Source organism: Neisseriaceae bacterium CLB008, from assembly GCA_041228285.1.
Taxonomy (GTDB): Bacteria; Pseudomonadota; Gammaproteobacteria; order Burkholderiales; family Neisseriaceae; genus JAGNPU01.
In genome coordinates this window covers 877,292-901,133 of the sequence record CP166133.1, presented here as the reverse complement: position 1 = coordinate 901,133, position 23,842 = coordinate 877,292, and the positions used below count along the sequence as shown (strand labels likewise).

The following is a 23,842-nucleotide window of genomic DNA, read 5'->3' as shown; positions in this document are numbered from 1 at the left end:
AAATGCCAACAAAACAATAAAATAATAAAAACACACTCATTCAGGAGAACACACGATGCTAAAACTCTGGCAGTGGTACAAGAGCAAATCCTTCATGCTCAAAATTACGGTGGGCTTTGTGCTGGGCCTTGCTTGCGGCCTAGCCTTTGGGCCGGCCAACAGCTTCTTGGCACCACTGGGCCAAATTTTCATGAACCTATTGAAAATGGTCGTGATTCCGCTGATCTTTCTTTCCCTCGTTGTCGCCGTTAACCACTCAGACCCTAAAGAACTGGGCCGCATTGGCGCCAAAGTATTCCCCATTTACTTGGTGACCACCGGCGTGGCCGTCGGCCTAGGCATTGTGATCGCCAAGCTCATGAATCCTGGCGCAGGCCTATCTATGCCCGTCGACGCCAGCGTCAGCGTGCCTGAACGTCCTAGCTTTTTAAATACTTTAATCGAGATGATTCCGACCAACATCATCAAGTCTTTTGCCGACGGCAATATTCTGTCGGTGGTGTTTGTGGCCATTTTGGTTGGCTTATCCATGCTGTATATGCGCTACTCTCAGGATGAAGCCCAGCGCGAAATGGGCAACACCTTAATGAAGTTCACCGAAGCCGCCAACGAAGTGGCCCTCAAGATTTTAAACGGTGTCTTGGAATATGCCCCCATCGGCGTGTTCGGCATCACCGCCGCCACCATTGGCAGCCAAGGCATGGACACGGTGATTGCGCTGAGCAAATTCGTACTGACGTCTTACATCGGGGTGATTGTGTTGATGGTCGTGGTGTATCCGATTATTTTGAAGCTATGGGGCGTCAAAGTATTCAAGTTCTACAGTGACATTAAAGAAGCTGTATTAACCGCCTTCGTGACCTGTAGCAGCTTAGGCACCCTACCCCTAACCATTCGTGCGGCCGAAAAAGCCGGCATTGGCGAGCGCATTGCCAAACTGACCCTGCCCATTGGCGCCACCGTCAACATGAACGGCACCGCCATTCGCTTGGGCGTGGGCGTGGTGTTTGCCTCTGAGATCATCGGCGTGCATCTAGGCGTGCCCGAATTAATTTCCATCGTGGTGATTGGTACCTTGGCTGCCGTGGGCACGGCGGGCGTACCCGGCGCAGGCTTAATCGGTATGTCGATCGTGTTTGCTCAAGCAGGCCTACCGATTGAAATCGTGGCCTTAACCGCCGGCATCAACGTTTTGGTCGACATGATTTTCACCCTAGGCAACGTCACAGGCGATCTGGTCGCCGCCAAAATGGTGGATCAGTCTGAACGCCGTCATGCCGCCAAGATGGGGCTAAGCGAACCGGCGGCCCCAAACGTCGCCGCCAAAACCGAGTAATCCTCTTTTCACATGTTGTACCTTTAGCCAAGCGTTTTTCAACGCTTGGCTGTTTTTTTGCCTGCCGCAGTACTGCTCGCACGCACCTGTATCCACACCGACAGCCCTGCGGCACTCAGAACCAACAACACGCCCAGCAGCCCCGTCGCACCCAAGCGCTCGCCCAACAGCAGCATGGCCAGCCCCACACCGAATACTGGGTCTAAGGCTAAGAAAATCCCTCCCACGCTGGTGGGCGCGCTCAACAAGCCCTTATTCCAAGCCCAACCGGCCACCAGGCTACAGCCGATGCCCAGATACAACAAGGCGGCGATGCCTGAAGCGCTGGGGCGCAGCTGCCAATCCTGCGTCAACAATAAGGTAAACGGCAAGCATAATACCGCACCCAAGACGATGGTGGCGGCCGTATAAGCCTGTGGCGACACCGTTTTCAACAGCCGACGCGATAAATGAATCCAGATGGCGGCCACTACCGCCGAAGCCAATACCAGCAAACAGCCCCATACCGATACCGCCGCTCGATTGCCCAAGCCTACCACCAGCACCACGCCCACAAAGGCCAATAGGCTCAGCGCCCAATCATGGCGCTTGGCCGGCTCATTAAAAAACCAATGGCCCAGCATCACCAGCAGCAGTGGCTCAATGCCCAACATGGTGGCGGCGCTGGCCGCTGAGGTGTATTTGAGCCCAATGAACTGTAATAGAAAGGTGGCTGGAAACGTTAAAAAAGCCAAAAAGGCCACTCGACCCCATAAGGCCTTAGGAATTTGCCAGCAGCTGCGTATAAAAATGGGCAGCATCAGCACGGCCGCGATCACGAGCCGCAGCTGTACCACTAAAATAGGATCGGCCAGTTCGTAAGCGAACTTACCGGCGATAAACGAGGTTCCCCATAAAAACGCCGCCAACAATAAATAGGACACGTTAAACACCTTGGTTTGATTCATCTATGATTAGGAAGTATGCGCCTTCACACAACGAACCGATAGCGCCCAAGACAAGCAGCCATCAAAAAAGCCAAGCAATCGCTTGGCTTTGGTACAGCAGGACTTACACTACATTGAGATTAGCCATCATGCCGAGGTTTTCGTGCTCCAAAATATGGCAGTGGAACATGCGTAGCCCTCGGTCACGCTGCACCACTTTAAACACAATAGTCTCGTATGGCCGCAGATTCACCGTGTCTTGATAGGCTCGATAAGGCGCGGCTACGGTTTGGTCATTCAGGCGATGGCTGATCACCATAAACTGCGTGCCGTGCAAATGGAAGGGATGGTCCATGTGGGAGTTATTAAACACCGTCCACTCTTCTACCTCACCAACCTTACTGGTCAGGTCTATGCGCGCCATGTCATAGGTTTTGCCGTTGACCTTAAACATATTGGCCAACATCGACTGGCCCATGCCACCGCTCCCCATCATATGGTTGCCGCCCATGCCGCCCATTTCTTCGCTGAACTCAACCCGTTTACGCGCCACCACTGGCCCCAAATCGTCGATTTTGCGCAGCCTACGCGGCAGCGCCGCCACTTTGGCACCCACCGTTACCTGGCCCAAAGTCAGGGTATACGGGGTTTCTTGCACCATCATTTTACTGCGGTCGTAATACAGGCTTTGCAAGGCGTGCGTGCCGGGTTGGCGAGTGCGCACCACCACTTCCACTCGATCTGCAGGCGATAAGAACAGCTCACCCACCGGTGCCTGCGGCGCTTCCAGCAGGCCGCCATCAGTACCAAGTAAGATAAACTCGCAGTTGGGTATGTGCAGACGCAAATAGCGGGCGGCACAGGCGTTCCAAATCCGAATCCGGTGTTCGCCACTGATATTAATGCTTGGCTCGCGCTGGCCATTAATCAACACAAACTGGCCTTCGCGCCCATTCATCCAGTCCATCATGGTGTTTTCAGGGATGCGCCCGTCGGCGTCTAAACGTAAATCGGAAATCAGCCAATGCTGCTCAGGCAAATGCGCCAGCGGATCTTGCTTGGCCTTGACGATGAAAGTGCCCGCTAGGCCATGTGCCACCTGTTCCGATACATGACCGTGCGGATGGGGGTGATACCAATAGGTGCCAGCGCTGCCTTCGGGCACGGTAAACGCATAGGTACGGCTCTGCCCTGGCGCCACTGGGTCTTGCGGATTGCCATCTTGATCAGACGGCACCGGTAGCCCATGCCAATGCACCGTGGTCGGCTGACTGAGCTGATTTTCAAATAAAATCTCCACCCGATCGCCTTCCGTCACCACAATCTGCGGGCCAGGCACGCTGTCGTTATAGGCCCATAGCTCCGTCTCCTTACCACCGGCCAAGGTCACCCGCACCGGCTTGGCGGTTAGCTTGGCTTGAAACAGGCCTAGCTTGCGGCTGCGGTTCGGCAACAGGGCCAAAGCCGCCAAAGGCGCGCCGGCAGCCATGGCACTCACCGGCATGAGGTTCTGTCGACCGTGGCCCATGCCCTGCATGCCGCCCATGTCATGATTCATGCCACCCATACTGCCCATATCATGGTTCATGCCACCCATTGGGCCCATCTGATGGCCCATACCGCTCATGCGCTCAGAGCGCGCCCAGGCAAAAACGCCTGTGGCGGCCACACCAGCGCCTACGCCGTATTTTAAAAAATCGCGTCGTTTCATATTGCTTCCTTTATTGGTTGATCTTGATTTTGGCTTAGCGCACGTCGTAAATGCCCGTAGGCTTACCCTGTTTGTCTAAGGCCACCATTTTCAAGCTGCCCTTCTTCTCAGGCCCCATGCCGGGCGAGTTGAGGGGCATCCCAGGTAAAGCAATGCCTTTAAGGTTTTTTGGTTTTTCTTTTAGAAGTTTGTGAATCGACGCCACGGGCACGTGGCCTTCTACTACGTAGCCACCCACCTCAACGGTGTGGCAGCTGGCCGCTTGGTTCGTGCCTAAGCGCTTTTGTACCATCGACATATTCTCATGATTGACGGCTTTGACCGCAAAGCCATTTTTTTTCAAATAGTCGATGTATTCTTGGCAACAGCCGCAGTAAGGGCTTTTATGGACGGTGGCCGCAATCGGTGCCGCAACGGCAGGTAGGGTAAGGGCGGCCAAAAGCAAGCCCAACGCAGGGGCCAATAAACGAGTGTTCATATTGAGTTCCTAATACTGATTGATTAAATAAGTTGTAAATTACGTATTAAAACAAACAGAATCAGGCTTTAGGGGGCGGCGTATCAGGGACGCCAGAGATAGAAGCAAACGGTTCTTCACCAGCCCATGCGGGCAAAACCATTGGTGGTGTGATGGGTAGATCAAGGCTCGCCATCGGCAATACCGGCGCCATGCAGGTACCGGCCATGCTGAGGCAGGCAATGGCACAAGGGTTGCTGCCGTTACTGGTGGTCGCATCGTCACAACAGTCAGCGAGGGGCGCAGCCATCTCGTGGCAATCTGTCATGGCGGCCATGCTGGCCTCGTGAGCAGGCAAATGAGGGCCGTGCGCCATCGCCCCGGCCATTAGGCTGGGGACAAACATCGTCATCATGAGTAAAGTTAAGCTTAAAAAGCCTAGCTTTTGTAGAAAATGAGACAGGCGCACAATCGCTCTCACAGGGATCATCAGAGCCACATCATAACATAAACACGGCAAACCACACGAGTAAGCTGCCTGTATTAGCTGATGCAGCGCAATGTTTCATGCGTCCATTAGTTCGGCGACAGCCATCGGCGGCGATACAAAAACACCACCATCGCCGACACCATCATCGCCATCGCGCCCAACACCGCAAAATAGCCATAGCGCCAATGCAGCTCAGGCATGTGGTCAAAGTTCATGCCATAAATCCCCGTGATTAGGGTCAGCGGCATAAAGATCAGGGTGATCACGGTGAGTAGCCGCATTTGCTTATTCAGCTGGTTAGACTGATAGGACAGATACACGTCCATCATGCCGACTAATAAGTCGCGGGTGGCGTCTAGCGTTTCGATCAGCTGAACGCTGTGGTCATAGGCATCGCGTAAAAACACTTTCGCCTCTTTACGAAACCAAATATCATCGCGCACCAAGCGGCTTAAGGCCTCTCGCAGAGGATAAATCGATTTACGTAGACGCACGCCGTCGCGTTTAAGCCGATAAATGGTTTTCAGCACATCGTCACGCGCCTGATTAGCGAAGATACTTTTATCTATGGTTTCAACTTTTGTTGAAAATTCATCGACAACGGTGAAGCAGTCGTCCACCATGCGATCGATCAAGTAATAGGCCAAAAATTCGGCGTCCTCTTGTCGGAGCAGGCCTTTATTTTGAATCAATCTATTGTGAATTTCGGAGAACAACCCGAGGGGCCGATTTTGAAACGTCAGCACAAAGCCTTCGCCCACGATTAAATACACTTGATCGCCGACCAGCCGATTGCCCTCATAGGCAAACACCCGCCCAGCAAAAAACAAATAGTCTTCGTATTCTTCAATTTTAGGGCGCTGCTGGCGGGTCAAAATATCCTCCACCACCAGCGGGTGAATCTGAAACGGTGCCAGCATCTGGGCCAACATCGCACCGTCCTTGACGCCGACAAAGTGCAGCCACTGAGTTTGGCCTGTGGTCACCGTGGGCGCCACCGTGCTTAAAAACACCTCGGGCGCATATTCGGTCACGGCCACATCGTTTTGATCGTAGACGGTTCGGCGCACAAACGCTTCTGGCATGGCGCCGGTAGCCTGTCGAACCGGCAAACCGACTTCATGGTGGCCAACGCGCTGCTGCGCCGTCACGCGCGCTTTAGACATAGAGCCATCCTTCCTCGCTAAGATTAGTCGACATAAAGCTCAGAATCGGTTTCAGGCATGCTGCCTAAAGGCTTGATGGCAAAATCGCGGCCAATCTTTTCCCAGTGCCCCTCTTCCAAAGTTAAGGCGCTAACCGTTAATGGGTTTAAAGCCAGCCAGGCATTGGAAATTTGCAGCGTGCACTTTTTCTTATCCAGTTGAAACTTAACCTTGGTGTTGTGAGGAATGCACACGTCTTTGCGCCCGCGACAGAACAAGGCCGCCAAACGCAGCGACAGCACCGCCGCCCAGCAGTATTCATCGCTGCCAATTTGCTCCAACATTTTTTTCATGTCGCCGCGATGGCCTAAGATCAGCACCGCCAGCTTGTTTTGCTCACGCCGCGAGAAACCCGGCATGTCGGCATTTTTAACGATGTAGGCCGAATGCTTATGGTAGGCGGTATGGGCAATGCTCAAACCAATCTCATGCAGCTTGGCGGCCCAATCAATCAAACTCAACCACATGCCCATTTCGTGCATGGGCAGATCTTTGGCCATGCCCTCAAAATACTGCTGAGCGATGTCCGACACCATTTCGCCTTGATGCACATCGGCACGATAGCGGTTTTGAAAACGCGCCACGGTTTCGTCGCGCATGTCGGCGTCGAGCTGACGGCCGATTAAGTCATACAGCACGCCATCGCGCAGCGCCGCATCGGTGACGGCCATTTCTTCAATCGCCAATTCTTCGAAAATCGCCATCATCACCGCTAGGCCGCCGGCAAATACTTCTAGGCGATCGGCCTTCAGGCCCATGATGGCAGCAGACTCCACGCTGCCTGCGCGCACAATCTGGTTCATCAGTAGCTTCATCGCCGGCAGCGTAATCATGCCGCGCGGATCGCCTAAGGCTTCAAAGATGGCACTCAGAGAACGCGCCGTGCCAGACGTGCCAATGGACACGTCCCAGCCGATGTCTTTGAGCATCATGCTGATGCGCTGTACTTCGGTACGCGCCGCCCAAACCGCCTTGGCCACGCCAGCCTCGGTCACTTCACCATCAGGAAAAAACCGCAGGCTGTGTGACACACAGCCTAAGGCCAAGCTTTCAGTCACCTGTGGCACCAGGCCATTACCGATGACAAATTCGGTCGAACCGCCGCCGATGTCTACCACCAGGCGCGTGTCATCAGTGACGGCGGAGGTATGGGCCACGCCCAAATAAATCAACCGTGCCTCTTCTCGCCCGGCAATGATTTCAATTGGAAACCCTAATACCGCTTCGGCCCGCTCTAAAAAGGGGCCGATATTTTTGGCCACCCGAAAAGTATTCGTCGCCACCACCCTAACCTGCGGTGTAGCAAAGCCACGCAGGCGTTCGCCAAACTTAGCCAAGCACGACAATGCGCGCTCCTGCGACTCTTCAGTCAGGTATTTATCCTTACCCAGGCCGGCGCCAAAGCGAACCATTTCTTTAAGTGAGTCAATCACAAACAGCTGCGTGCCCTCTTTACGGCTAATCTGCAATCTAAAGCTGTTTGACCCTAAGTCTACGGTTGCCAATACATCAAAATCAAAGGCCTGTTTCACAAGCAGTCTTTCTCGAGATTCAAAACGTGCCCCAATGTTAGCGTGCGCCACCGAAACTGTCATGCTGATTTTACGCCAGCGCCTTAGCCGCCCTTGCCCTAAAGCGGCTAACGCCCGTCCCAGCAAGGCTGCCGCCACATTTAAGCCATTGGACAAAATGCCGCAACCGAATCATCACAGCCATATTGGCGCTTAGGCTAATTGATTGTAAAATAAAGCCATGAACATCTCTCAAGTGGCTACGCTCACCCAATTAAGCGCCAAAATGATCCGCCGATACGAAGAACTCGGTTTGCTGCCTGACGTGCCGCGCACCGAGGCCGATTATCGTGTCTATCAAGACCGACACGTGGCAGCCCTAAGCTTTATTAAACGCGCCCGCGACCTCGGCTTTTCACTCAAACAAATCGAGGCCTTAATGACGCTGTGGCACGATCAGCACCGCGCCAGCGCCGACGTTAAAAAGCTGGCTCAAGAACACATCAGCCTACTCGAAGACAAGGCCAAACAGCTACAGGAAATGGCCAACACCCTAAAGACGTGGACGCAATACTGCAGCGGCAGCGACGATCCTAACTGCCCCATCCTCAACAGCCTGGCTCAGGCCGATGCCGATCACACCCACTAAAGCCCAACCGCGCCCAGCGCGGTTTTTTGATGCCGAGTCGGCACACTTTCTGACAACATCCCCCCGCTGATTTCACTTAAAACGCCAACCCATAAGCAAGCACTATATTTTTCAGCCAACCAACAAACAAAAATAGCATAATATTGCTGATAAAATTCATTAAAGCCAATTCAAAAACATGATCTGCGGCCAATTTTCATTTATTAGTTAGTTATGGCTAAAAGAATCATCCTCATTTATACTCACTCTCTTTCTTGACTGACTCAATCACGTACGGATTTTTTATGGGTTCCACCACCGCCTCAGTGTTCAGCAATATCCCTTTTTTGATTTTGTGCCTCTACATTGGCGCCCTCTTCATCATCAGCGCCTACGCTAGCCGCTTGGCCAAAGGCAGCGCCTCTGCCTTTCTCTTGGCTGGCCGTAAAATGACCACACCGCTGATCGCGGTTAGCGTGGCCGGCCTAGCCGTCGGCGCCGCCTCCACCGTAGGCGTGGCGGAAAGTGCCTACAATAATGGCCTCTCTGCTGGCTGGTATAACGGTGCATGGGCCGCTGGCGCGCTGGCCATGGGCCTAGTCGCGGCAGAAAAATATCGCCGCCTCAACGTCAGCTCTCTGCCGGAATTGTTTGAGCGTTATTTTGGCAAGACCAGCCGCCTGATCAGCGCTGTGGCGATCTTAATCGTTTTGATGATGATCGCCTCGCTCCAATATTTGGCCGGTGGTGCAATTTTATCTACCCTCTTGCCCGAATTTTTTAGCTTTAAGTCTGGCATGATGGTCAGCGCCGTGGTGTTCATCGGCATCGCCTTGATTGGCGGCCTGTGGTCTAGCGGCCTATCTAATATTCTAAGCGTGGCCTTAATTTATTTTGGCATCATCGCCGCCACTATTTTGGCCGTTACCAATGCCGGCGGCTTCAGCAATATCGCCGCCCAACTGCCGCCAGGCGATCATTGGTTTTCACTTCAAGGCACCTTACCCTTGGCCACCCTCATCGGCTGGTTTGTGGTGATGATGACCCAGGCCATCAGCGGCCAAGGCACGGTACAGATTGCCTGTAGCGCCAAAGACACGGCCACGGCCAAAAAAGGCTATATTTGGGGCGCTGCCTTGATTTTCCCGATCGGGTTTTTCTGCGCCGTATTGGGCATTGTCGCCAAAGTACAATTCCCCGACTTGATGCCGACGCTGGCTTTGCCCCACATCATCATGTCGCTGCCGCCCTTAATCGCTGGCATCGTGCTGTCTGCCCTTTGGGCCGCCGACGTCTCGACCGCCTGCACCATTTTGATGGGCTCCAGCACCTTATTCACCCGCGACATTTACCACAATATGCTGGCACCTCAGGCCAGCGAGCAACGGCTTAACCTCATCAGCCGCTTGTCAGTAGCCGTCATTGGCGCCTTTACCCTGTTCTTGGCCTTCCAAGCTTCAGAAATCGTCAAAACCATGATGATTGGCCTCAGCCTCACCACCGCCTTTACTTTGGTGTTTCTGATGCTGATGTTTAAGCCGCAATGGTGCCGTAAAAGCAGCGCCATCTGGACCACGGCCGTGGGCATCATTGGCCTCGCCGCTTGGCAATTCATTCCGGCCGTACCTGAGTTTTTTAAAACCACGCTGCCCTTCATCAACCATCCGATCTATTTAGAGTGGATTTTATGCAGTGTGACGTTCTTCTTGGTCGCTCTTTTGGACAAGCGCCGCATCACCGTACCGCCCTTGCCGCAAGAAGCGTAACGCACAGACGTCAAAAAGCCCCTAGCGAAGCGATTCGCTAGGGGCTTTTTAATGGTGGGTCCGTGGGGCGTGGCCGAGGTGGATTTTACATTTAGGAATGTGAGCATATTGATGACCGTGAATAAATCATGGTTTGTTGGCCATCAAACCACCGTGCACTCACCCCAAGCCCATCAATGGCTAACGCTTTTCGAGAATAAATTGATCACCAACACCCCCGCAATAATCAGGCCTAAACCCATCATTGCCGGCACGTCTAAAGTTTGCTTGAGCACAAAGTAATTCACGGCCGCAATCAACACAATCCCCAAACCAGACCAAATCGCGTAAGCGATGCCGACCGGCACGGTGCGAATCACGTGCGATAACAGATAAAACGCCACGCCATACATCAACACCATCACCACCGTCGGCAACGGACGAGTAAATTCTTTGGTATGCGGCAATAAGGACGTGCCTATCACTTCCGCCACAATGGCCACACCCAACGCTAAATAAACCATCACAGGATTCATCATCAAACCTTTTCATCATCAACAAAACCCAGCCATTCGCTGCGTAACGCCTACGCCATCAGCATGACCAAGATACTTTTAGGATACTTTAAAAAACGTCTTTCCCTGGCCACCACGCTGGCGCCACGCCCTGTCCATCTCGGCAGGCCTGATCGTTACGGCTGATTTTATAGTGAATACGCACCACCTGATTGGCCTGAAAAGGCCCAGGCTGCCACGGCCCGGGAATAAACGTATAGCCCTGCCCTTGAATACAATAAGTGGTCGGATGATCACCAATAGGACCGGCCGAACGCAGCACCACCTTGATTTGCCCGGCCTCATCTAAAGGCCCGTGCTCGGCACTGTATAGGGCCCGTATGCTTCGATCGCAGGGCCACGACCCCATTAAACGGTGACAGGTTTGGGCATTCAGTAGCTGCTGAGCGGCACTGAAGCCAAAATCTTGGCTCATCGCCCAGTCACGCCCCTCGCCGTCTTGATAGTCAAACCGCAACACCACCTCAACCGGCCGCGTCTGAGCATAGTGGGTGATGCTCAAGCAGCCTTGTAGGCTCAATATCGCCGCCAGCAGCCCAAGCGTGGTGAATCGGTTCATACACGTCCTTTTGTTCAGGCCTTTATGCCCGAGCACATTATCGCATAAATGGTCGAGCTCGCTCGACTTTCTGCTTTACGTCTATCTAGTCGGTACACACCTGCCCTACCTCACCCCGACCTATTAATAAAGCGTACCGATACACCAAACTGGCGTTGTTTAAAAAATACAAAGAATGCCGCAAACAACCATCATTTTATACAAAAAAATCGATCGTCTTCACAGAAATCAACCAAACGCCAACAAAAATTAACGCGCTACTTCTCTTCGATTCAGCCCTAGCCACCCTGCCTCATGCCTTTATCTTCGTGCCCGCCCTTTCTTCCACACAGAAATCATCATGCCAAACAACTAAAAATGGTTAACAAAAATTAAAAATACATAACCAAAACTTACCCTATTTAACTAAATGGACCGTATTTCAGCATCCATTTATATCCTATTATCACCTCAGCAAAACGCAACAGCTGAAACACACAGCAAACAACATCCTTATTTAATTATGACTTAACTTACGAAAGGCATCACCATGAACAAACTACAGAAAACCCTTTTAGCCCTGTCTCTAGCCCTTCCTTTGGCCGCAATGGCCAGCACCGGCGGCACCATCACCTTTTTGGGTGAAGTGACCGACACTACTTGTAATGTGACCGTTAACGGCTCTTCTGCCGACGCCACCGTACAGCTACTCACCATCCCGGCTTCTGACCTAGCTGCGGGCACGGACAGCACCGTCTCTGCCGACGTGAACTTCGAAATGTCGGCCTGTGGCGCCAGCGACGCCTACAGCAAAGTCGGTGTGCGCATGATGCCGGTTGGCGACGTTTCCAACGCCGGTAACTTAAGCAACCTCATCACTGACGGCTCTAACGCTGGCATTAAACTCAAAGACGAAAACGGCCAAGCGGTTGAGTTCACCGCAGGTGCGGAAACCGCCATCGTGACCAAAGCCATCCCTACTGGTGAAGACACCGTTAACTATCCTTTTAAAGCTCACTACACCAATGAGACCACCGGTGCAGCGACCGAAGGCAAAGTAAAAGCGGCGATTCAATACACCACAACCTACGAATAAGCTGGGATTCTGAACCGCACATCTAAATGTGGGTAAAAAAAGCCCCAGAACAATCAGCTTTCTGGGGCTTTTACATAATTTTGTATTGTATATAAACAATTTATTGTATATTCATACTCATCCGACGCAATCATCATAGGATTACTTATCATGCGTAACTATTTGTCCGTCGTCTTTGCCGCCACCACGGCTTTAAGCCTTATTAGCCAAGCCCATGCATCCGTACAACTGATGGGCACTCGCGTGATCTACCCTGCTGAAGCCCAATCGGTTCCGCTGCGCTTTATATCCAAGGATGATTATCCCAGCATTATGCAAATCAGCGTCAGCGCCACAGAGCCTGAAACCGAAGCCGTTGACACCACACCAGCGCCGTTTGTGGTGACGCCCCCTATTTTTCGCATGGATCCGCACAAGGATTTAATGATTGCTCGCTTAAGCCACGTAGCGGGCGCTAATCTACCTCAGGATCGCGAGTCGGTGTTCTATCTGACCTTCAATCAAATTCCGGCTGAAAAAAAAGCCGCGCAAGACAATAATCAGCTGGCTTTTACGTTTAAAACCACGGTCAAGCTGTTTTACCGCCCCAAAGCCTTAACCAAACAAGACGATCAGCATTTAGCCCAATTACGCGTCGACCCGCAAAAATTACGCCAAGGCATGATTCACGTCACCAATCCCACGCCTTACTATGTCACCATCAACGCCATTAGCCTCAACAATAATCAACTGTTATTAAAAGATAAGCTACCGATGCTGGCACCTTTTTCCAGCCACAGCTATCCCTTAGGCAAGCTTAAGCCTGCGTCCCTCAGCGGCACCCTGACCCTAAACATCATTAATGATTTAGGCGGCATCAGCAAACAAAAAATAAGCTTATAAATGCGATTGAAACCAGACGCCATGAAACTCAATCTTGTCCTCACCACGCCCTTCCTTGTCTGCGCCTATGCGGCTCAGGCACAAACGGTCGTGCCGCCTGCAATCGTCGCCGCGCCTTCTGAGATCAATCAACCTCAGCACAGCCAAAGCGCAGCTCAGCAAGAACCGCCTGAGCACGAAGAATCAGAATACGCCTTCGACGCCACCATGTTCCGCGGCAGCAGCGTACAACAAGACGTGATTGATCGGCTCAGTCAAAAAAATGCGGTGGAGCCTGGTCGTTATCCCGTCAAAGTCTTAATGAATCAGCAGTACGCAGCCCAGACCAGCATCACCGTCGCCATGGTGGGCAAAAAAAGCCAGGTATGCATGACAGAAGCCCTGCTGAAACAGGCTGGCTTTAACCTCAAGAGCCTTGCCAAAATAGACGCCGATCAAGCCTGTGTGCCGCTATCGGCCTTGATTCCAGAAGCCAAAGTTGAAATGACGTCGCTGCAAACTTTAGCGTTTACCTCACCGCAACATTTACTAGACGTCAAGCCACGAGGCTACATCGATCCGGCCGAATACGATGCTGGCGCCAACGTGGGCTTTTTTAACTACTCGATGAACCACAGTTACAACCACTACGGTGAAGACCAAAGCAACAGCCAATATTTTTACCTTACCCTCAACGGCGGCGTCAATCTAGGCAAATGGCAGTTTCGCCAACGCTCGAACTTTAACTGGCGCAACGACAACCGTCATAGCCAATCCAGCTGGCACAACGTCGCCAGCTACCTGCAAAGAGCCCTCCCCAGCATCAAGAGCCAGTTGCAAATGGGCCAATTACACAGCGCCAGCGAGTTCTTAACTTCAGTACCGTTTAATGGGGTGCAATTGGCCACCGACGAGCGCATGCTGCCCAATTCGATGCAGGGCTATGCGCCCACCATTATGGGCATTGCCAAAACCAATGCCTTGGTGGTGGTGCGCCAAAATGGCGCCATTATTCACCAAGCCTCGGTCCCTAGCGGCGCATTCAGCATCAATGATTTGTATCCAACCAATTATCAAGGCGATCTAGACGTCACCATTGAAGAGGCTGACGGCAGCCGCCAAAGCTTCAGCGTGCCGTTTTCGGCAGTGCCCGACTCCATGCGTCGTCAACAGCTTAAATATGATGTCTCTATTGGCGAAACCCGTGACCTGCTGACCAAGGCACGCTTTGGCGACTTGAATTTAAAATATGGCCTAACCAATCGCTTTACCCTAGGCGGCGGCCTACGGGTGGCCGAAGACTACTGGTCGGGTTCACTCACCACCGTCTACAGCAATCATTTAGGCGCCTTTGGCCTCAACAGTGCTTTTTCTCAAGCCAATTTCCCTGGCCATAACCAAAGCGGTTGGATGTTTGGTGGCACCTACTCTAAATCCATTCAGGCCACCCAAACCAACGTCGTCTTAGCCGGCTACCGCTATTCAACAGCGGGCTTTCGAGAATTCAGTGACTTCGTCAACGAGCGCTACAGCATGGCCCACCGCGATGAAGGCCAAGAAGAAAACGATTGGGCATCTGCTTCTTATTTACGCAAAGACCGCATGTCTGTCTCCATCAACCAATCACTCCAACGCTGGGGCTCGCTCAGCCTGAGCATAGCCGCTCAAAGCTATCGCGGCGGCCGCGACAAAGACATTCAATACCAGCTCGGCTATGGCCGCAACTTTGGTAAGAACATTTCCTTCTCCGTCGGCGTCTCTCGCCAACGCAGCAGCGACTGGGACAGTAACGAGCGCCGCTACCGCACCGTCACCACGGCGTCTCTCTCCATTCCGCTAGACATCAGCCGCGCCTACCTGACTTCCTCGGCCACCTTCGACCGAGACAGCGGCAATTCATATCAGCTGAGCTTTTCTGACAGCATCGGCGCAATGGCTCAACCTTATAACTACGGCATCAACGTGAGCCACGATGCGCGCGACAACCTGACCTATTACAACGCCAACGTACAGAAAAACTACGCTCTGGGCGCGGCATCGGCCACACTTTCTGGCGGTAAAGACTACTGGCAGCTGGGCACCGGCCTCATTGGCTCCGTTGTCGTCCACTCAGGTGGCGTCACCTTAGGTCCTTATTTAGGCAATGCCTTTGCCATCATTGAAGCCAAAGGCGCTAAAGGCGCAACGGTATTCAATGGCCAGGGCGCCAAAATTGATCGCTTTGGCTACGCCCTCGTGCCCTCGCTTTCACCCTATCGCTACAATGCCATCGGGCTGAGCACCGAAGAAATGAGCAATAATCATGTTGACGTTTCTGCCGGTGAAATGAAGGTGGCGCCCTATGCTGGCGCCGCCGTGAAGATCCGTTTTGCGACTCAGTCTGGCTACCCGGTCTTGCTCCACCTGACGCGTCCAGACCAAGCCATCGTTCCATTTGGCGCCCAGGTTGTGGACGCCAACGAACAAGAAATTGGCATCGTCGGCCAAAACAACCAGGCCTACATTCGCACGCCCAGCGTCCAAAACAGCGTCAGCATTGTTTGGGGCTCAGGGCCAGAAAATCGCTGCCAGGCTCGTTTTGAACTCTCGAAGGCACAGCTACAGACCAACCTCATCCCGATTAACAGCGTGTGCACCCCCACTGGAACCCCATTATGATGCCATTCATTAACCCCCTTAAACGCCGCATTCTTCTTGGCCTCACCGCCCTAAGCCTGTGTGTTTTCAGCAATATCAGCTGGGCCAAGTGCTCTGGCATTTTAGGCCATGACTTAACCAGCTATGACAAACACACGGCCTCATTAGGCATTGGCCGAGTCAACATCATGAGCAGCTACTTGCAGCCTGTCGGCAGCCAGCTGGCCACGGGCGTGGTCAACTATCAGCAAATTCGTGACGGTAAATTGGCCAATCTTGGCGCAGAAAGCATTATTTTAACCTGCACCGCCGACAGTGATTACCAAGAGCTGTCTTGGGTGGTCGCCACCAACGGCGACAGCCGCATCGGCGGGTTTTATGAAGTACCGGGCAACCCTGGCTATTACGCCACCGAGTTTCCCTACGTCGCCATTGAGTTAAGCATGATGGACACAGGCGAAGTCTTTAACCGCTTCTGGACCCGAACCTCAGTGCCGGTTCAAAAAGAAGACCGTCCCAACGGCGGTTTCGTCATTCGGCTCAAGCACGTGCCTAAAGTCATGGCCAAACTGATTAAATGGCAGGATGCCTTTGGTGGTCAATACGACGCCAACGGCATTAAGGTTAAGGCCAGCTATTGCCACGGTGCCTCTGGTGAAACCCACATCCCCACCAGCGCCACCAGCAACCCAAATGAAATTTGGTCGGCCAACTATGGCAAAATCAATAATTTGAACGCCGGCTGTGGTCAGCCCAATGGCTATTTACACCTTTATGGCACCGGTGGCTACAATGTCAAGCTAGGACAAGATTCCAACTCAGAGATATGGGCTTGGGACCGCTCAATTGCCGTCGGCCTCAACGGCCCACCCGCTGCGACATTCTCATACACCCCCAGCTGTGTCCTACGCAGCAACACGCCTTATGTGGCCTTTCCGACTATTTCAGCGGATCAGCTGAAGCAGGGCGAAACCGTGTCGCGCGACTTTCAGGTGACGGTTGAGTGCGACAGCTTGATGAGCAGCGCGGTGAATCAATACGCCACGGCGGTAGGCATTCAGCCCTCGTATGCTGCCTTCAACCAAATCAAACAATTAGACGCGCAGGCGCCAGGACGCTTCATCGACCCGACGACTAAGGGCGTAAAGTATCTGGTTTCCGACCAATACGATGCCCCCCACATGGCTAAAGGGGTGGGCATTGAGCTACACAACGCCAAGCAAGATCGGGTTAATTTCGTCAGCTGGGACGGCTGCGAAGCCGTCAACGCCGGCAGCTCGTCTTATTGCCCTAGCTACACCTCGCTGCAACAGATGCGCAGCGCCGGCTGGGACCCTGTTTTGGCCGGCGCCGATGAGATTGCCAATAATCCAGCCATGGGCACCATTAGCTACATCAAACACTATACCGCCAGCCTCACCAAGCTGCCCAATATCGACCCTAGCCCCGGCCAAGTAAAGGCCACCGCCACCATTTTGGTGCGCCTACCTTAAGGAGTCATCATGGCCTTCATGCTTCATTCCTGCAGCCGTTTTGCGGCCGCCATCCTAGGTTTAAGCCTAAGCGTACAGGCGGCCGTAGCCGGCGTGATGCCCAGCCACAGTCGCATCATCTACCCTCAAGACAGTCCATTTCAATCGCTGCTGCTGGTGAACACCAATCATTTTCCCGTAGTAGTCCAGCTGTGGGTGAATGAGGGCGAAACCGATGCCGCCCCCGAACGCGCCGATGCGCCGTTTTTACCCACGCCCGCCATGTTTAAGCTAGACCCAAGCCAGCTCAAAGAGCTCAAGGTATTCAATACCCAGCCTGAACGCTTAAATGATCATGTAGAACAATTGTATTGGTTGAATATTCTAGAAGTACCGCCCACGCCGACGGCCAACCAGGATGAACATCTGGTGGGCTTAGCCATGCTGACCCAACTGAAGATTTTGTATCGCCCGAACCGCTTAAAGGCCAGCAGCGAGGCCGTTTTGGCCCAACTGCAACAGCTGCGCTTTACCCTCGCTCAAGATCAGGGCCGCCCTACGCTGCGTATCGACAACCCCAGCGCTTATGTGGCCAATATTGCTCACCTGGCGATCACACAGGGCGATCAGACCACGTTTAGCGTGGACACCGAGCTGGACAAAACCATCCGCCCCGGCGCTCAGCAAACCTTTAAGCTCACGCCCGTACACAAGCCCAAACAGCCTCAGCAAGGCCACACGCTGCGGTTTATTTTGGTCAATGACGAGGGGCAATACGTGCCGTACGAGCGACGCCTGCCCCCAATCATGCCTTAAAAAGGTTTGAATTTGATTTCTTTGACGCCCGGTAAGCGCGACTGGCCTTTAGGCAGAGCCATTACAGCGGTTAACTCGGGCAGGCTGATGCCGCTGCGCACGATTTGGCTGTTGGCGTGCACGATCACCACCGGTACACCGCTGATGGCCATTTGGGCCGTACTGGCCGTCACGTAATCCGTGTCGTAACGGCAGCTAGCTGAGGGCGCAGGCGGCGGCGCAATATCCTCTACCATCCAGTTGTGCCAAGCCTGTTGTGGATCATCCGCACACCAAATGCGATTGGCCTTCTCAACTGAATCAGGGCCTAGAAAAGGAAACATCAAAACATGAATGGTGACATTGTCTAAATGAGCCAAAATATCGCGTTCTAGGCTTTTACAATAAGGGCAATTGGGATCGGACAACACGGTCAGCTCACGGCTGCCATCGCCTTTTTTAAAGGTAATGGTTTGCTCGGGCCGAAAATCAGCCACAAAGGCGGCGATTTCTGGCCCGCTCAACACGGCTTCAAACTGACGCAAATAAGGCTTAGCTTGACCCGATGACAAATCAAACATCTGATTGGTCATCAGCTTGCCATCCTTAGACACCAGCAGCATCGACGTGCCGGCCTGCGTTTGCCCTTTCACCTTCACCACCAAGAAGTCCTTGAGGCCTACATCATAAGCACCGACTACCTTGGCCTGCTGCTTCGCCACATAGGCCTGTGCCGCATCAATCGCCACATGGCCACTGCTGGCCCAAGCACTCCCACTGACGGCAAAGGCCAACGCCCAACCGGCTAATCCAAACTGATTCATGATTCAACTTTCCTATAAAGTATCTGCCGTTTATCATAAAGTTAATACTTATTAAAAGAAAGGATTTAGATCAATCTCTTGAATCAACGCTCAATAGTGCCCACACCCTAATAAAAAAGCCGTCGCCTTATTGCATTATCAACTCATTTGTATATGATTAAACCATTTATTACAATATGACGCCCATCATGACCTTGGCTACTGCATCATCTTTTCGTTTAAGACTGTCTTTCTTACTGATTTTGGGCGCACTCACTGGGCCGACACTGGCCCAAGCAGAAGCCGTTACCGCAGCCACGACCACCCTCGAACAAGCCTATGGCCCGGCCCCAGCCCGCGCCTTAGGGTTTATCGAAGCGCAGGCCATGCTGACCGAATATTCACCGCAGTTAGCGGCCGCAACCGCTGGGGTGGAAAGCAAAAGTGAACGCCAGCAATCATTGGCCTTGCTGGGCGGCCCTTCAGTGTTTCTGACCGCCGACAGCGTCAACTACAAGCTTGATGCCGACATTAGCCTCAACCGCCTAGGCAATACCATTGCCGGCGGCAGCCTACCGCTTCCCCCTTCTATCGATGTGCCCGACGTCAACGTTAAGCGTAAGGGCAACCTCAATACGGCCAATGCCTTAGTGGTGTGGCCCCTTTACACCGGCGGCAAGGTCACCGGCGCAAAGAAATTCTCCGCGGCCCAAACCAATGAGGCCGTTGCCGATGCGCGCGATGCCGATGCCCAAGTCTATACCCAGCTGGTGACGCGCTATTTCGGCAGCCAGCTGGCCCAAATGGCGGCCAACCTACGCCAAGATGCCGTACGCGCCATCAGCCTGCACGACAAAACCGCACAAAGAATGCTGGATGAAGGCCTCATCGCACGCGTCGAACGCCTACAAACCAAGGTCGCACTAGAAGACGCCAAACGCTTGGCAGAAAAAGCCCAAAACGATGCCAAAGTCGCCAGCATGGCGCTACAGCGCCTATTGCAAAGCGATTACCCCATTACGCCCAGCACGCCGCTCTTCATCAGCCGCCAAAAACTGCCGCCGCTGGATGACTTCATCGCCGCCGCCTTAAGCAACCATCCTGGACTAGCCAAGGTGGCGGCCAAGAAAGAGCAAGCCGAAGCCCTTCACCACATCGATGAATCACGCTGGAAACCCAGCGTGACGGTGTTTGCGCAACAGCAGCTAAAAAGCAGCAACGCCAACCGCATCGTGGGCGTCAACGTCCACTGGGCGCTGTGGAGCAGCATGGATAGACCCAGCTCAGGACGCTCAGGGCTGGCGCAAATTCGCCAGGCTGAATACACAGATCTGCAGGCGCGCGAAGACATCAGCCTCTTCGTCGAAAAAAACTGGCGCGAGGTCGACAATGCCCGTCAGGCCTATTTTGCCTTAAGCAGCAACATCGAGCTGGCGGAGGAGTTTTTACGCCTACGCCAAGCTGGCCTGCGTGAAGGCGTCAGCACCCTATCCGACCTCGTCGACGCTCAGGTGAATCTGACCAAAAGCAAAACCGAACGGGCACAGGCCGCCAACGACTACATCCAGTCGTTGATGATGTTGCTCAGCAGCGCTGGCATGCCAGAGCAGTTTGTACAGTATTTAAACTCGGCCGACGTTCGCGTTAAGCCTTGATCCAAAGGGATAGAACCATGCTTCGCAAAAAAACCACCTTATTCATCGGCCTCTTTGTGCTGGCCGTGATCTTGATCGGCATCGGCCTATGGGTCAGCGCCCGACCGGCAGCCGTCGTCTTGCAAGGCCAGATGGAGGCTGAAGAAGTGGACGTGGCCGCCAAAGTCGCTGGGCGCGTCGAGGCTATTTTGGTGAAAGAAGGCGACCAGGTAAAAATAGGCGATCCCATCATGCGCTTAGACAGCCCGGAAATTAACGCCAAGATCAAACAGGCCAAAGCTGCCCGTGAAGCGGCCGACGCCGTGGCTGAAAAAGCCGAAAATGGTGCCCGCCCTCAGGAAATCGAAATGGCCAAGCAAGCCTGGCGCCGCGCTCAGGCCGCCGCTGAACTGGCCCAAAAATCCTATCAACGCGTCGACAACCTTGCCCGCGAAGGCCTGCTGTCGCGCCAGAAACGAGATGAGGCCTACACCAACTACGTCGCTTCACGCGACCAGGCCAGCGCCGCCAAAGCCCAGTACGACATGGCGCTAGAAGGAGCACGCCGCGAAGACATTGCCGCCGCCAACGCCCAAGCCAAGCAGGTTGATGGCGTGGTAGACGAGGCCGAAGTCGCCGAACAAGAAGCCAATTTAAAAAGCCCTGTAGCCGGCGAAGTATCTAAAGTCATTGCCAAAAAAGGCGAAATCACCCCACAAGGCGTGGCCATTGTCACCGTGGTAGACCTTAACGATCAGTGGGTGGTCCTCAACGTGCGTGAAGACCATCTGGCCGACTTTGCCCTCGGCACCGAGTTTAAGGGTTATTTACCAGCGCTGTCGCAAAAGGGCAGCCGTACTGAGGTGGCCTTTAAAGTCTATGCCAGCTCAGCCTTGCCAGACTTCGCCACCTGGCGCGCCACCCGCAACAGCGAAGGCTTTGACCTAAAAACGTTTGAAATCAAGGCCCGCCCGACTCAGCCTATTGCCGGCATGCGCCCAGGCATGAGCGTTTTGGTGACTTTAAAGTAAGCCATGAAGTCTTCTTCTTTATTTCAGCACAGCGTCAAGCGTGAATGGCAGTGGCTCAAACACAGCCGCTGGGACTTCGCCATGATCTGGTGGCTGCCGCTGGCTTCGATCCTGTTCGTGTGGTGGCTGTTCTCCCCTCAGCTGCCGCATAAATTACCCATAGGCGTGTGGGATCAAGACCACAGCAGCGTCAGCCGCCAAATCAATCGCTTTCTCGATGCCTCCCCCGGCCTCAGCGTGGCGGCTCAGTTCAGCGACGCCCGAGAAGCCGAAGCGGCGCTGCGCCAAGGCCAGGTCTACGCCGTGGTATACCTACCCTACAACCTTGCTAAAACCTTAAAAAATAGCCAGCACGCCGACGTCATCCTCAACGTCAACGCCCAGTTCGGCACCCACGCTGGCCTGATTCAGCGGGACGTCATGACGGTGGTGGGCACCGTGTCCGCCGGCATCCAAATCAAAGCCCGCAGCGCGCGCGGCCAAGCCCCACAGCAGGCCAGCGATAGTTTTACACCAATCAAGGCCAACACCACGGCCTTGTTTAATGTGGCCAGTGATTATCAACAGTTCTTAGCCAGCATGATCATGCCGGCCCTATTGCATATTTTTGCCGTAACCGCCGGCGCCTACACCGTCGGCCGCGAGCTGCGCGACTACGGCATGACCACCTGGCTGACGCCTATGGGCACGGCCCAGCCCACTAAGCGCCAGCTGATACTGGCTCTTTTAGGCAAGCTGACGCCGGCCAGCCTCAGCTTAGGCGTCGTCAGCATCATCGTCTTGCTGCTGGCGGCACTGCCGCAAAGCGTCAGCCTAAGCGCCTGGATTCTGGTGCTGCTCGGCCTATGGCTGTTGCTGTTATTGTCGCTATTGCTCGGGGCTTTTTTGGCCTTACTCACCCTGTCCTTACGCATGGCGCTTTCGGGCACCGGCTTCATCACCGCCCCCGCCTTTGCGTTTAGCGGCACCGGCTTTCCCCTCTTGGCTATGTCTGGCGGCGCCTATGTTTGGGCGGTGCTGTTGCCCTATACCCACTACGCGCGCCTGCAGGTACAGCAGCTGCAAATGCAGGCTCCAGCCAGCTTTGCCCTGCCGACGCTGCTGGCGCTCAGCCTCGCCTGCCTCGCCTTCATACCTGTGTGTGGCCAGCTGCTGAAACGGGCGCTTAATCGCCCCGAGAAATGGGGGGGCCGTTAATGACTAATATTGGCTTCTGGCAAACGTTTAAGCACACCTTAGGCACGGTATTTCGCGATCAAGGCGTGCTGCTCATGGTGGTTTTAGCCCCCATTCTGTACGGTTTTTTCTATCCCTGGCCCTACGCCAATCAGCAGGCGCTGAAGGTACCGGCCGCCATCGTGGACTACGACAACAGCAATCTATCGCGCCAAATCATCCGCTTTGCCGACGCCAGCCCCAAGATCAGCGTGATCCGTTTAGGCAGCGAACAAGAGGCCAAAGAAGCGCTCTGGCGCGGCCAGATCGAAGGCTATATGGTGATCCCAGCCAACCTCAAACACGACGTGTTACACCGTAAAGCCGCCAACGTCGCCATCGCCGGCAACGGCAGCTATGCCTTACTGAATAAATCAGTGCTGTACGGCTTTGCCGAAGCCGTCGGCACCGTATCGGCCGGCATCGCCATCAAACAATTTAATGCCCAAGGTCTGTCGCTGGATCAAGCCGCCACCAGTACTCAGCCCTTGGCCTTAAAAACCAAGGCCTATTACAACCCGAGCGAAGGCTATGGCAGCTATGTGGTGCCAGCCGTGGCGCTGCTGATTTTGCAGCAAACCCTACTCATTGGCAGCGCCCTGTTTAGCGGCACGCTGTTCGAAGCCCGAACGGCGCAGGCCAACATCACCACCTGGCTCGGCCGCATCGGCGCCATCGCCTCAGTATCGGCCCTCATTATGGCGTTTTATTTTGGCTGGCTGTTCACTTGGCAAGACTATGGCCGCGGCGGCAATGTGCTCGGCGCCTTATTGTTGATTTTGCTGTATGCCCCCACCGTCATCGTTTGGGGCCTACTCTGTGGGCTGTGGTTTAAGGTAAGAGAGCGCAGCGTGCAGATCATCCTCTTCACCTCAATGCCGATGTATTTCATGAGCGGCTTTTCTTGGCCGAGCGAAGGCCTGCCGTGGCTGGCTCGGGCACTTAGCTGGCTGATACCCAGCACCCCTGCGATTCACGCCTCGGTACGGCTGAATCAAATGGGCGCCAGCGTGGCCGAAACGGCGCCGTATTTGGTCAATATTTTCCTATTGGGGCTGGTGGGTTTGATCTTGCTGTGCTGGTTTGGCCGCATTCGACCAGAAACAGCCACTCAAGAAACCGATCAGGCATAACCAGACGAACAAACGGCCGGCACAAAAATAGGCCGGCCGTGAT

The 23,842-nt window shown here is 53.9% G+C and carries 21 protein-coding genes; 12 read left to right on the top strand and 9 right to left on the bottom strand.

Annotated features, from left to right (window positions below; genetic code table 11):
* Positions 1-94 precede the first annotated feature (94 nt).
* The gene (locus AB8Q18_04055) at positions 95-1,336 is read left to right on the top strand and encodes a dicarboxylate/amino acid:cation symporter (GenBank protein XDZ52231.1); all 1,242 of its coding nucleotides are present in this window, start codon (positions 95-97) and stop codon (positions 1,334-1,336) included.
* Between the two features lie 38 nt (positions 1,337-1,374).
* On the opposite strand, the gene AB8Q18_04050 is transcribed toward AB8Q18_04055, so the two are convergent.
* The 6 genes from AB8Q18_04050 to AB8Q18_04025 form a co-directional block, all read right to left on the bottom strand.
* Entirely contained in the window at positions 1,375-2,259 is an 885-nt protein-coding gene (locus tag AB8Q18_04050; protein ID XDZ52230.1) for a DMT family transporter, read from the bottom strand.
* Positions 2,260-2,386: 127 nt separating this feature from the next.
* Positions 2,387-3,973, bottom strand: a complete 1,587-nt coding sequence (locus tag AB8Q18_04045; GenBank protein XDZ52229.1) for a multicopper oxidase family protein — start codon at positions 3,971-3,973, stop codon at positions 2,387-2,389.
* 34 nt (positions 3,974-4,007) lie between these two features.
* Entirely contained in the window at positions 4,008-4,451 is a 444-nt protein-coding gene (locus AB8Q18_04040) for a DUF411 domain-containing protein (protein XDZ52228.1), read from the bottom strand.
* A 61-nt stretch (positions 4,452-4,512) separates the two neighbouring features.
* Positions 4,513-4,920, bottom strand: coding sequence for a hypothetical protein (locus AB8Q18_04035; GenBank protein XDZ52227.1), 408 nt, complete (start codon positions 4,918-4,920; stop codon positions 4,513-4,515).
* Positions 4,921-5,006: 86 nt separating this feature from the next.
* Positions 5,007-6,086, bottom strand: a complete 1,080-nt coding sequence (gene corA / locus AB8Q18_04030) for a magnesium/cobalt transporter CorA (protein ID XDZ52226.1) — start codon at positions 6,084-6,086, stop codon at positions 5,007-5,009.
* Positions 6,087-6,109: 23 nt separating this feature from the next.
* Positions 6,110-7,657 carry an exopolyphosphatase gene (locus AB8Q18_04025; protein XDZ52225.1) on the bottom strand — a complete coding sequence of 516 codons (1,548 nt, stop codon included), beginning with the start codon at positions 7,655-7,657 and terminating at the stop codon, positions 6,110-6,112.
* A 220-nt stretch (positions 7,658-7,877) separates the two neighbouring features.
* Between AB8Q18_04025 and cueR the strand changes: the two genes are divergently transcribed.
* On the top strand, positions 7,878-8,285 hold the full coding sequence (cueR, locus tag AB8Q18_04020; protein XDZ52224.1) for a Cu(I)-responsive transcriptional regulator: 408 nt from the start codon (positions 7,878-7,880) through the stop codon (positions 8,283-8,285).
* Positions 8,286-8,569: 284 nt separating this feature from the next.
* On the top strand, positions 8,570-10,030 hold the full coding sequence (locus AB8Q18_04015; protein ID XDZ52223.1) for a sodium:solute symporter family protein: 1,461 nt from the start codon (positions 8,570-8,572) through the stop codon (positions 10,028-10,030).
* A 173-nt stretch (positions 10,031-10,203) separates the two neighbouring features.
* Here the strand turns inward: AB8Q18_04015 and AB8Q18_04010 are convergent, their stop codons facing one another.
* Both AB8Q18_04010 and AB8Q18_04005 read right to left on the bottom strand, forming a co-directional pair.
* Positions 10,204-10,536: a multidrug efflux SMR transporter gene (locus AB8Q18_04010; GenBank protein XDZ52896.1), complete on the bottom strand. Its 333-nt coding sequence runs from the start codon at positions 10,534-10,536 to the stop codon at positions 10,204-10,206.
* A gap of 97 nt (positions 10,537-10,633) precedes the next feature.
* On the bottom strand, positions 10,634-11,143 hold the full coding sequence (locus AB8Q18_04005) for a hypothetical protein (GenBank protein XDZ52222.1): 510 nt from the start codon (positions 11,141-11,143) through the stop codon (positions 10,634-10,636).
* A 529-nt stretch (positions 11,144-11,672) separates the two neighbouring features.
* On the opposite strand from AB8Q18_04005, the gene AB8Q18_04000 reads away from it, so the two are divergent.
* The 5 genes from AB8Q18_04000 (at position 11,673) to AB8Q18_03980 (ending at position 18,004) form a co-directional block, all read left to right on the top strand.
* Positions 11,673-12,218: a fimbrial protein gene (locus AB8Q18_04000; GenBank protein XDZ52221.1), complete on the top strand. Its 546-nt coding sequence runs from the start codon at positions 11,673-11,675 to the stop codon at positions 12,216-12,218.
* A gap of 150 nt (positions 12,219-12,368) precedes the next feature.
* Positions 12,369-13,100, top strand: coding sequence for a molecular chaperone (locus AB8Q18_03995; protein ID XDZ52220.1), 732 nt, complete (start codon positions 12,369-12,371; stop codon positions 13,098-13,100).
* Positions 13,101-15,737, top strand: a complete 2,637-nt coding sequence (locus tag AB8Q18_03990) for a fimbria/pilus outer membrane usher protein (GenBank protein XDZ52219.1) — start codon at positions 13,101-13,103, stop codon at positions 15,735-15,737.
* Positions 15,734-17,209, top strand: coding sequence for a fimbrial protein (locus AB8Q18_03985; protein XDZ52218.1), 1,476 nt, complete (start codon positions 15,734-15,736; stop codon positions 17,207-17,209). Before AB8Q18_03990 ends, AB8Q18_03985 begins: the two co-directional genes overlap by 4 nt.
* A gap of 9 nt (positions 17,210-17,218) precedes the next feature.
* Positions 17,219-18,004 carry a molecular chaperone gene (locus tag AB8Q18_03980; GenBank protein ID XDZ52217.1) on the top strand — a complete coding sequence of 262 codons (786 nt, stop codon included), beginning with the start codon at positions 17,219-17,221 and terminating at the stop codon, positions 18,002-18,004.
* Here the strand turns inward: AB8Q18_03980 and AB8Q18_03975 are convergent.
* Positions 18,001-18,807, bottom strand: coding sequence for a DsbC family protein (locus tag AB8Q18_03975; GenBank protein ID XDZ52216.1), 807 nt, complete (start codon positions 18,805-18,807; stop codon positions 18,001-18,003). The genes AB8Q18_03980 and AB8Q18_03975 overlap by 4 nt on opposite strands.
* Positions 18,808-18,995: 188 nt before the next feature.
* Between AB8Q18_03975 and AB8Q18_03970 the strand changes: the two genes are divergently transcribed.
* The 4 genes from AB8Q18_03970 to AB8Q18_03955 are packed head-to-tail and all read left to right on the top strand — an operon-like array spanning position 18,996 to position 23,799.
* Positions 18,996-20,441, top strand: coding sequence for a TolC family protein (locus AB8Q18_03970; GenBank protein XDZ52215.1), 1,446 nt, complete (start codon positions 18,996-18,998; stop codon positions 20,439-20,441).
* Positions 20,442-20,458: 17 nt separating this feature from the next.
* Positions 20,459-21,451 (top strand): HlyD family secretion protein, encoded by a 993-nt coding sequence (locus AB8Q18_03965; protein XDZ52214.1) that lies wholly within the window; start codon positions 20,459-20,461, stop codon positions 21,449-21,451.
* 3 nt (positions 21,452-21,454) lie between these two features.
* Entirely contained in the window at positions 21,455-22,648 is a 1,194-nt protein-coding gene (locus tag AB8Q18_03960) for an ABC transporter permease (GenBank protein ID XDZ52213.1), read from the top strand.
* The gene (locus tag AB8Q18_03955; GenBank protein ID XDZ52212.1) at positions 22,648-23,799 is read left to right on the top strand and encodes an ABC transporter permease; all 1,152 of its coding nucleotides are present in this window, start codon (positions 22,648-22,650) and stop codon (positions 23,797-23,799) included. Before AB8Q18_03960 ends, AB8Q18_03955 begins: the two co-directional genes overlap by 1 nt.
* Positions 23,800-23,842 lie beyond the last annotated feature (43 nt).

Coding starts and splice junctions, on each gene's coding strand:
- AB8Q18_03955 (XDZ52212.1), top strand. CDS start 22,648: ATGACTAATATTGGCTTCTGGCAAACGTTTAAGCACACCTTAGGCACG.
- AB8Q18_03980 (XDZ52217.1), top strand. CDS start 17,219: ATGGCCTTCATGCTTCATTCCTGCAGCCGTTTTGCGGCCGCCATCCTA.
- corA (XDZ52226.1), bottom strand. CDS start 6,086: ATGTCTAAAGCGCGCGTGACGGCGCAGCAGCGCGTTGGCCACCATGAA.
- AB8Q18_04015 (XDZ52223.1), top strand. CDS start 8,570: ATGGGTTCCACCACCGCCTCAGTGTTCAGCAATATCCCTTTTTTGATT.
- cueR (XDZ52224.1), top strand. CDS start 7,878: ATGAACATCTCTCAAGTGGCTACGCTCACCCAATTAAGCGCCAAAATG.
- AB8Q18_03985 (XDZ52218.1), top strand. CDS start 15,734: ATGATGCCATTCATTAACCCCCTTAAACGCCGCATTCTTCTTGGCCTC.
- AB8Q18_04000 (XDZ52221.1), top strand. CDS start 11,673: ATGAACAAACTACAGAAAACCCTTTTAGCCCTGTCTCTAGCCCTTCCT.
- AB8Q18_04055 (XDZ52231.1), top strand. CDS start 95: ATGCTCAAAATTACGGTGGGCTTTGTGCTGGGCCTTGCTTGCGGCCTA.
- AB8Q18_03965 (XDZ52214.1), top strand. CDS start 20,459: ATGCTTCGCAAAAAAACCACCTTATTCATCGGCCTCTTTGTGCTGGCC.
- AB8Q18_04045 (XDZ52229.1), bottom strand. CDS start 3,973: ATGAAACGACGCGATTTTTTAAAATACGGCGTAGGCGCTGGTGTGGCC.
- AB8Q18_04035 (XDZ52227.1), bottom strand. CDS start 4,920: ATGATCCCTGTGAGAGCGATTGTGCGCCTGTCTCATTTTCTACAAAAG.
- AB8Q18_03990 (XDZ52219.1), top strand. CDS start 13,101: ATGCGATTGAAACCAGACGCCATGAAACTCAATCTTGTCCTCACCACG.
- AB8Q18_03975 (XDZ52216.1), bottom strand. CDS start 18,807: ATGAATCAGTTTGGATTAGCCGGTTGGGCGTTGGCCTTTGCCGTCAGT.
- AB8Q18_03960 (XDZ52213.1), top strand. CDS start 21,455: ATGAAGTCTTCTTCTTTATTTCAGCACAGCGTCAAGCGTGAATGGCAG.
- AB8Q18_04040 (XDZ52228.1), bottom strand. CDS start 4,451: ATGAACACTCGTTTATTGGCCCCTGCGTTGGGCTTGCTTTTGGCCGCC.
- AB8Q18_03995 (XDZ52220.1), top strand. CDS start 12,369: ATGCGTAACTATTTGTCCGTCGTCTTTGCCGCCACCACGGCTTTAAGC.
- AB8Q18_03970 (XDZ52215.1), top strand. CDS start 18,996: ATGACCTTGGCTACTGCATCATCTTTTCGTTTAAGACTGTCTTTCTTA.
- AB8Q18_04005 (XDZ52222.1), bottom strand. CDS start 11,143: ATGAACCGATTCACCACGCTTGGGCTGCTGGCGGCGATATTGAGCCTA.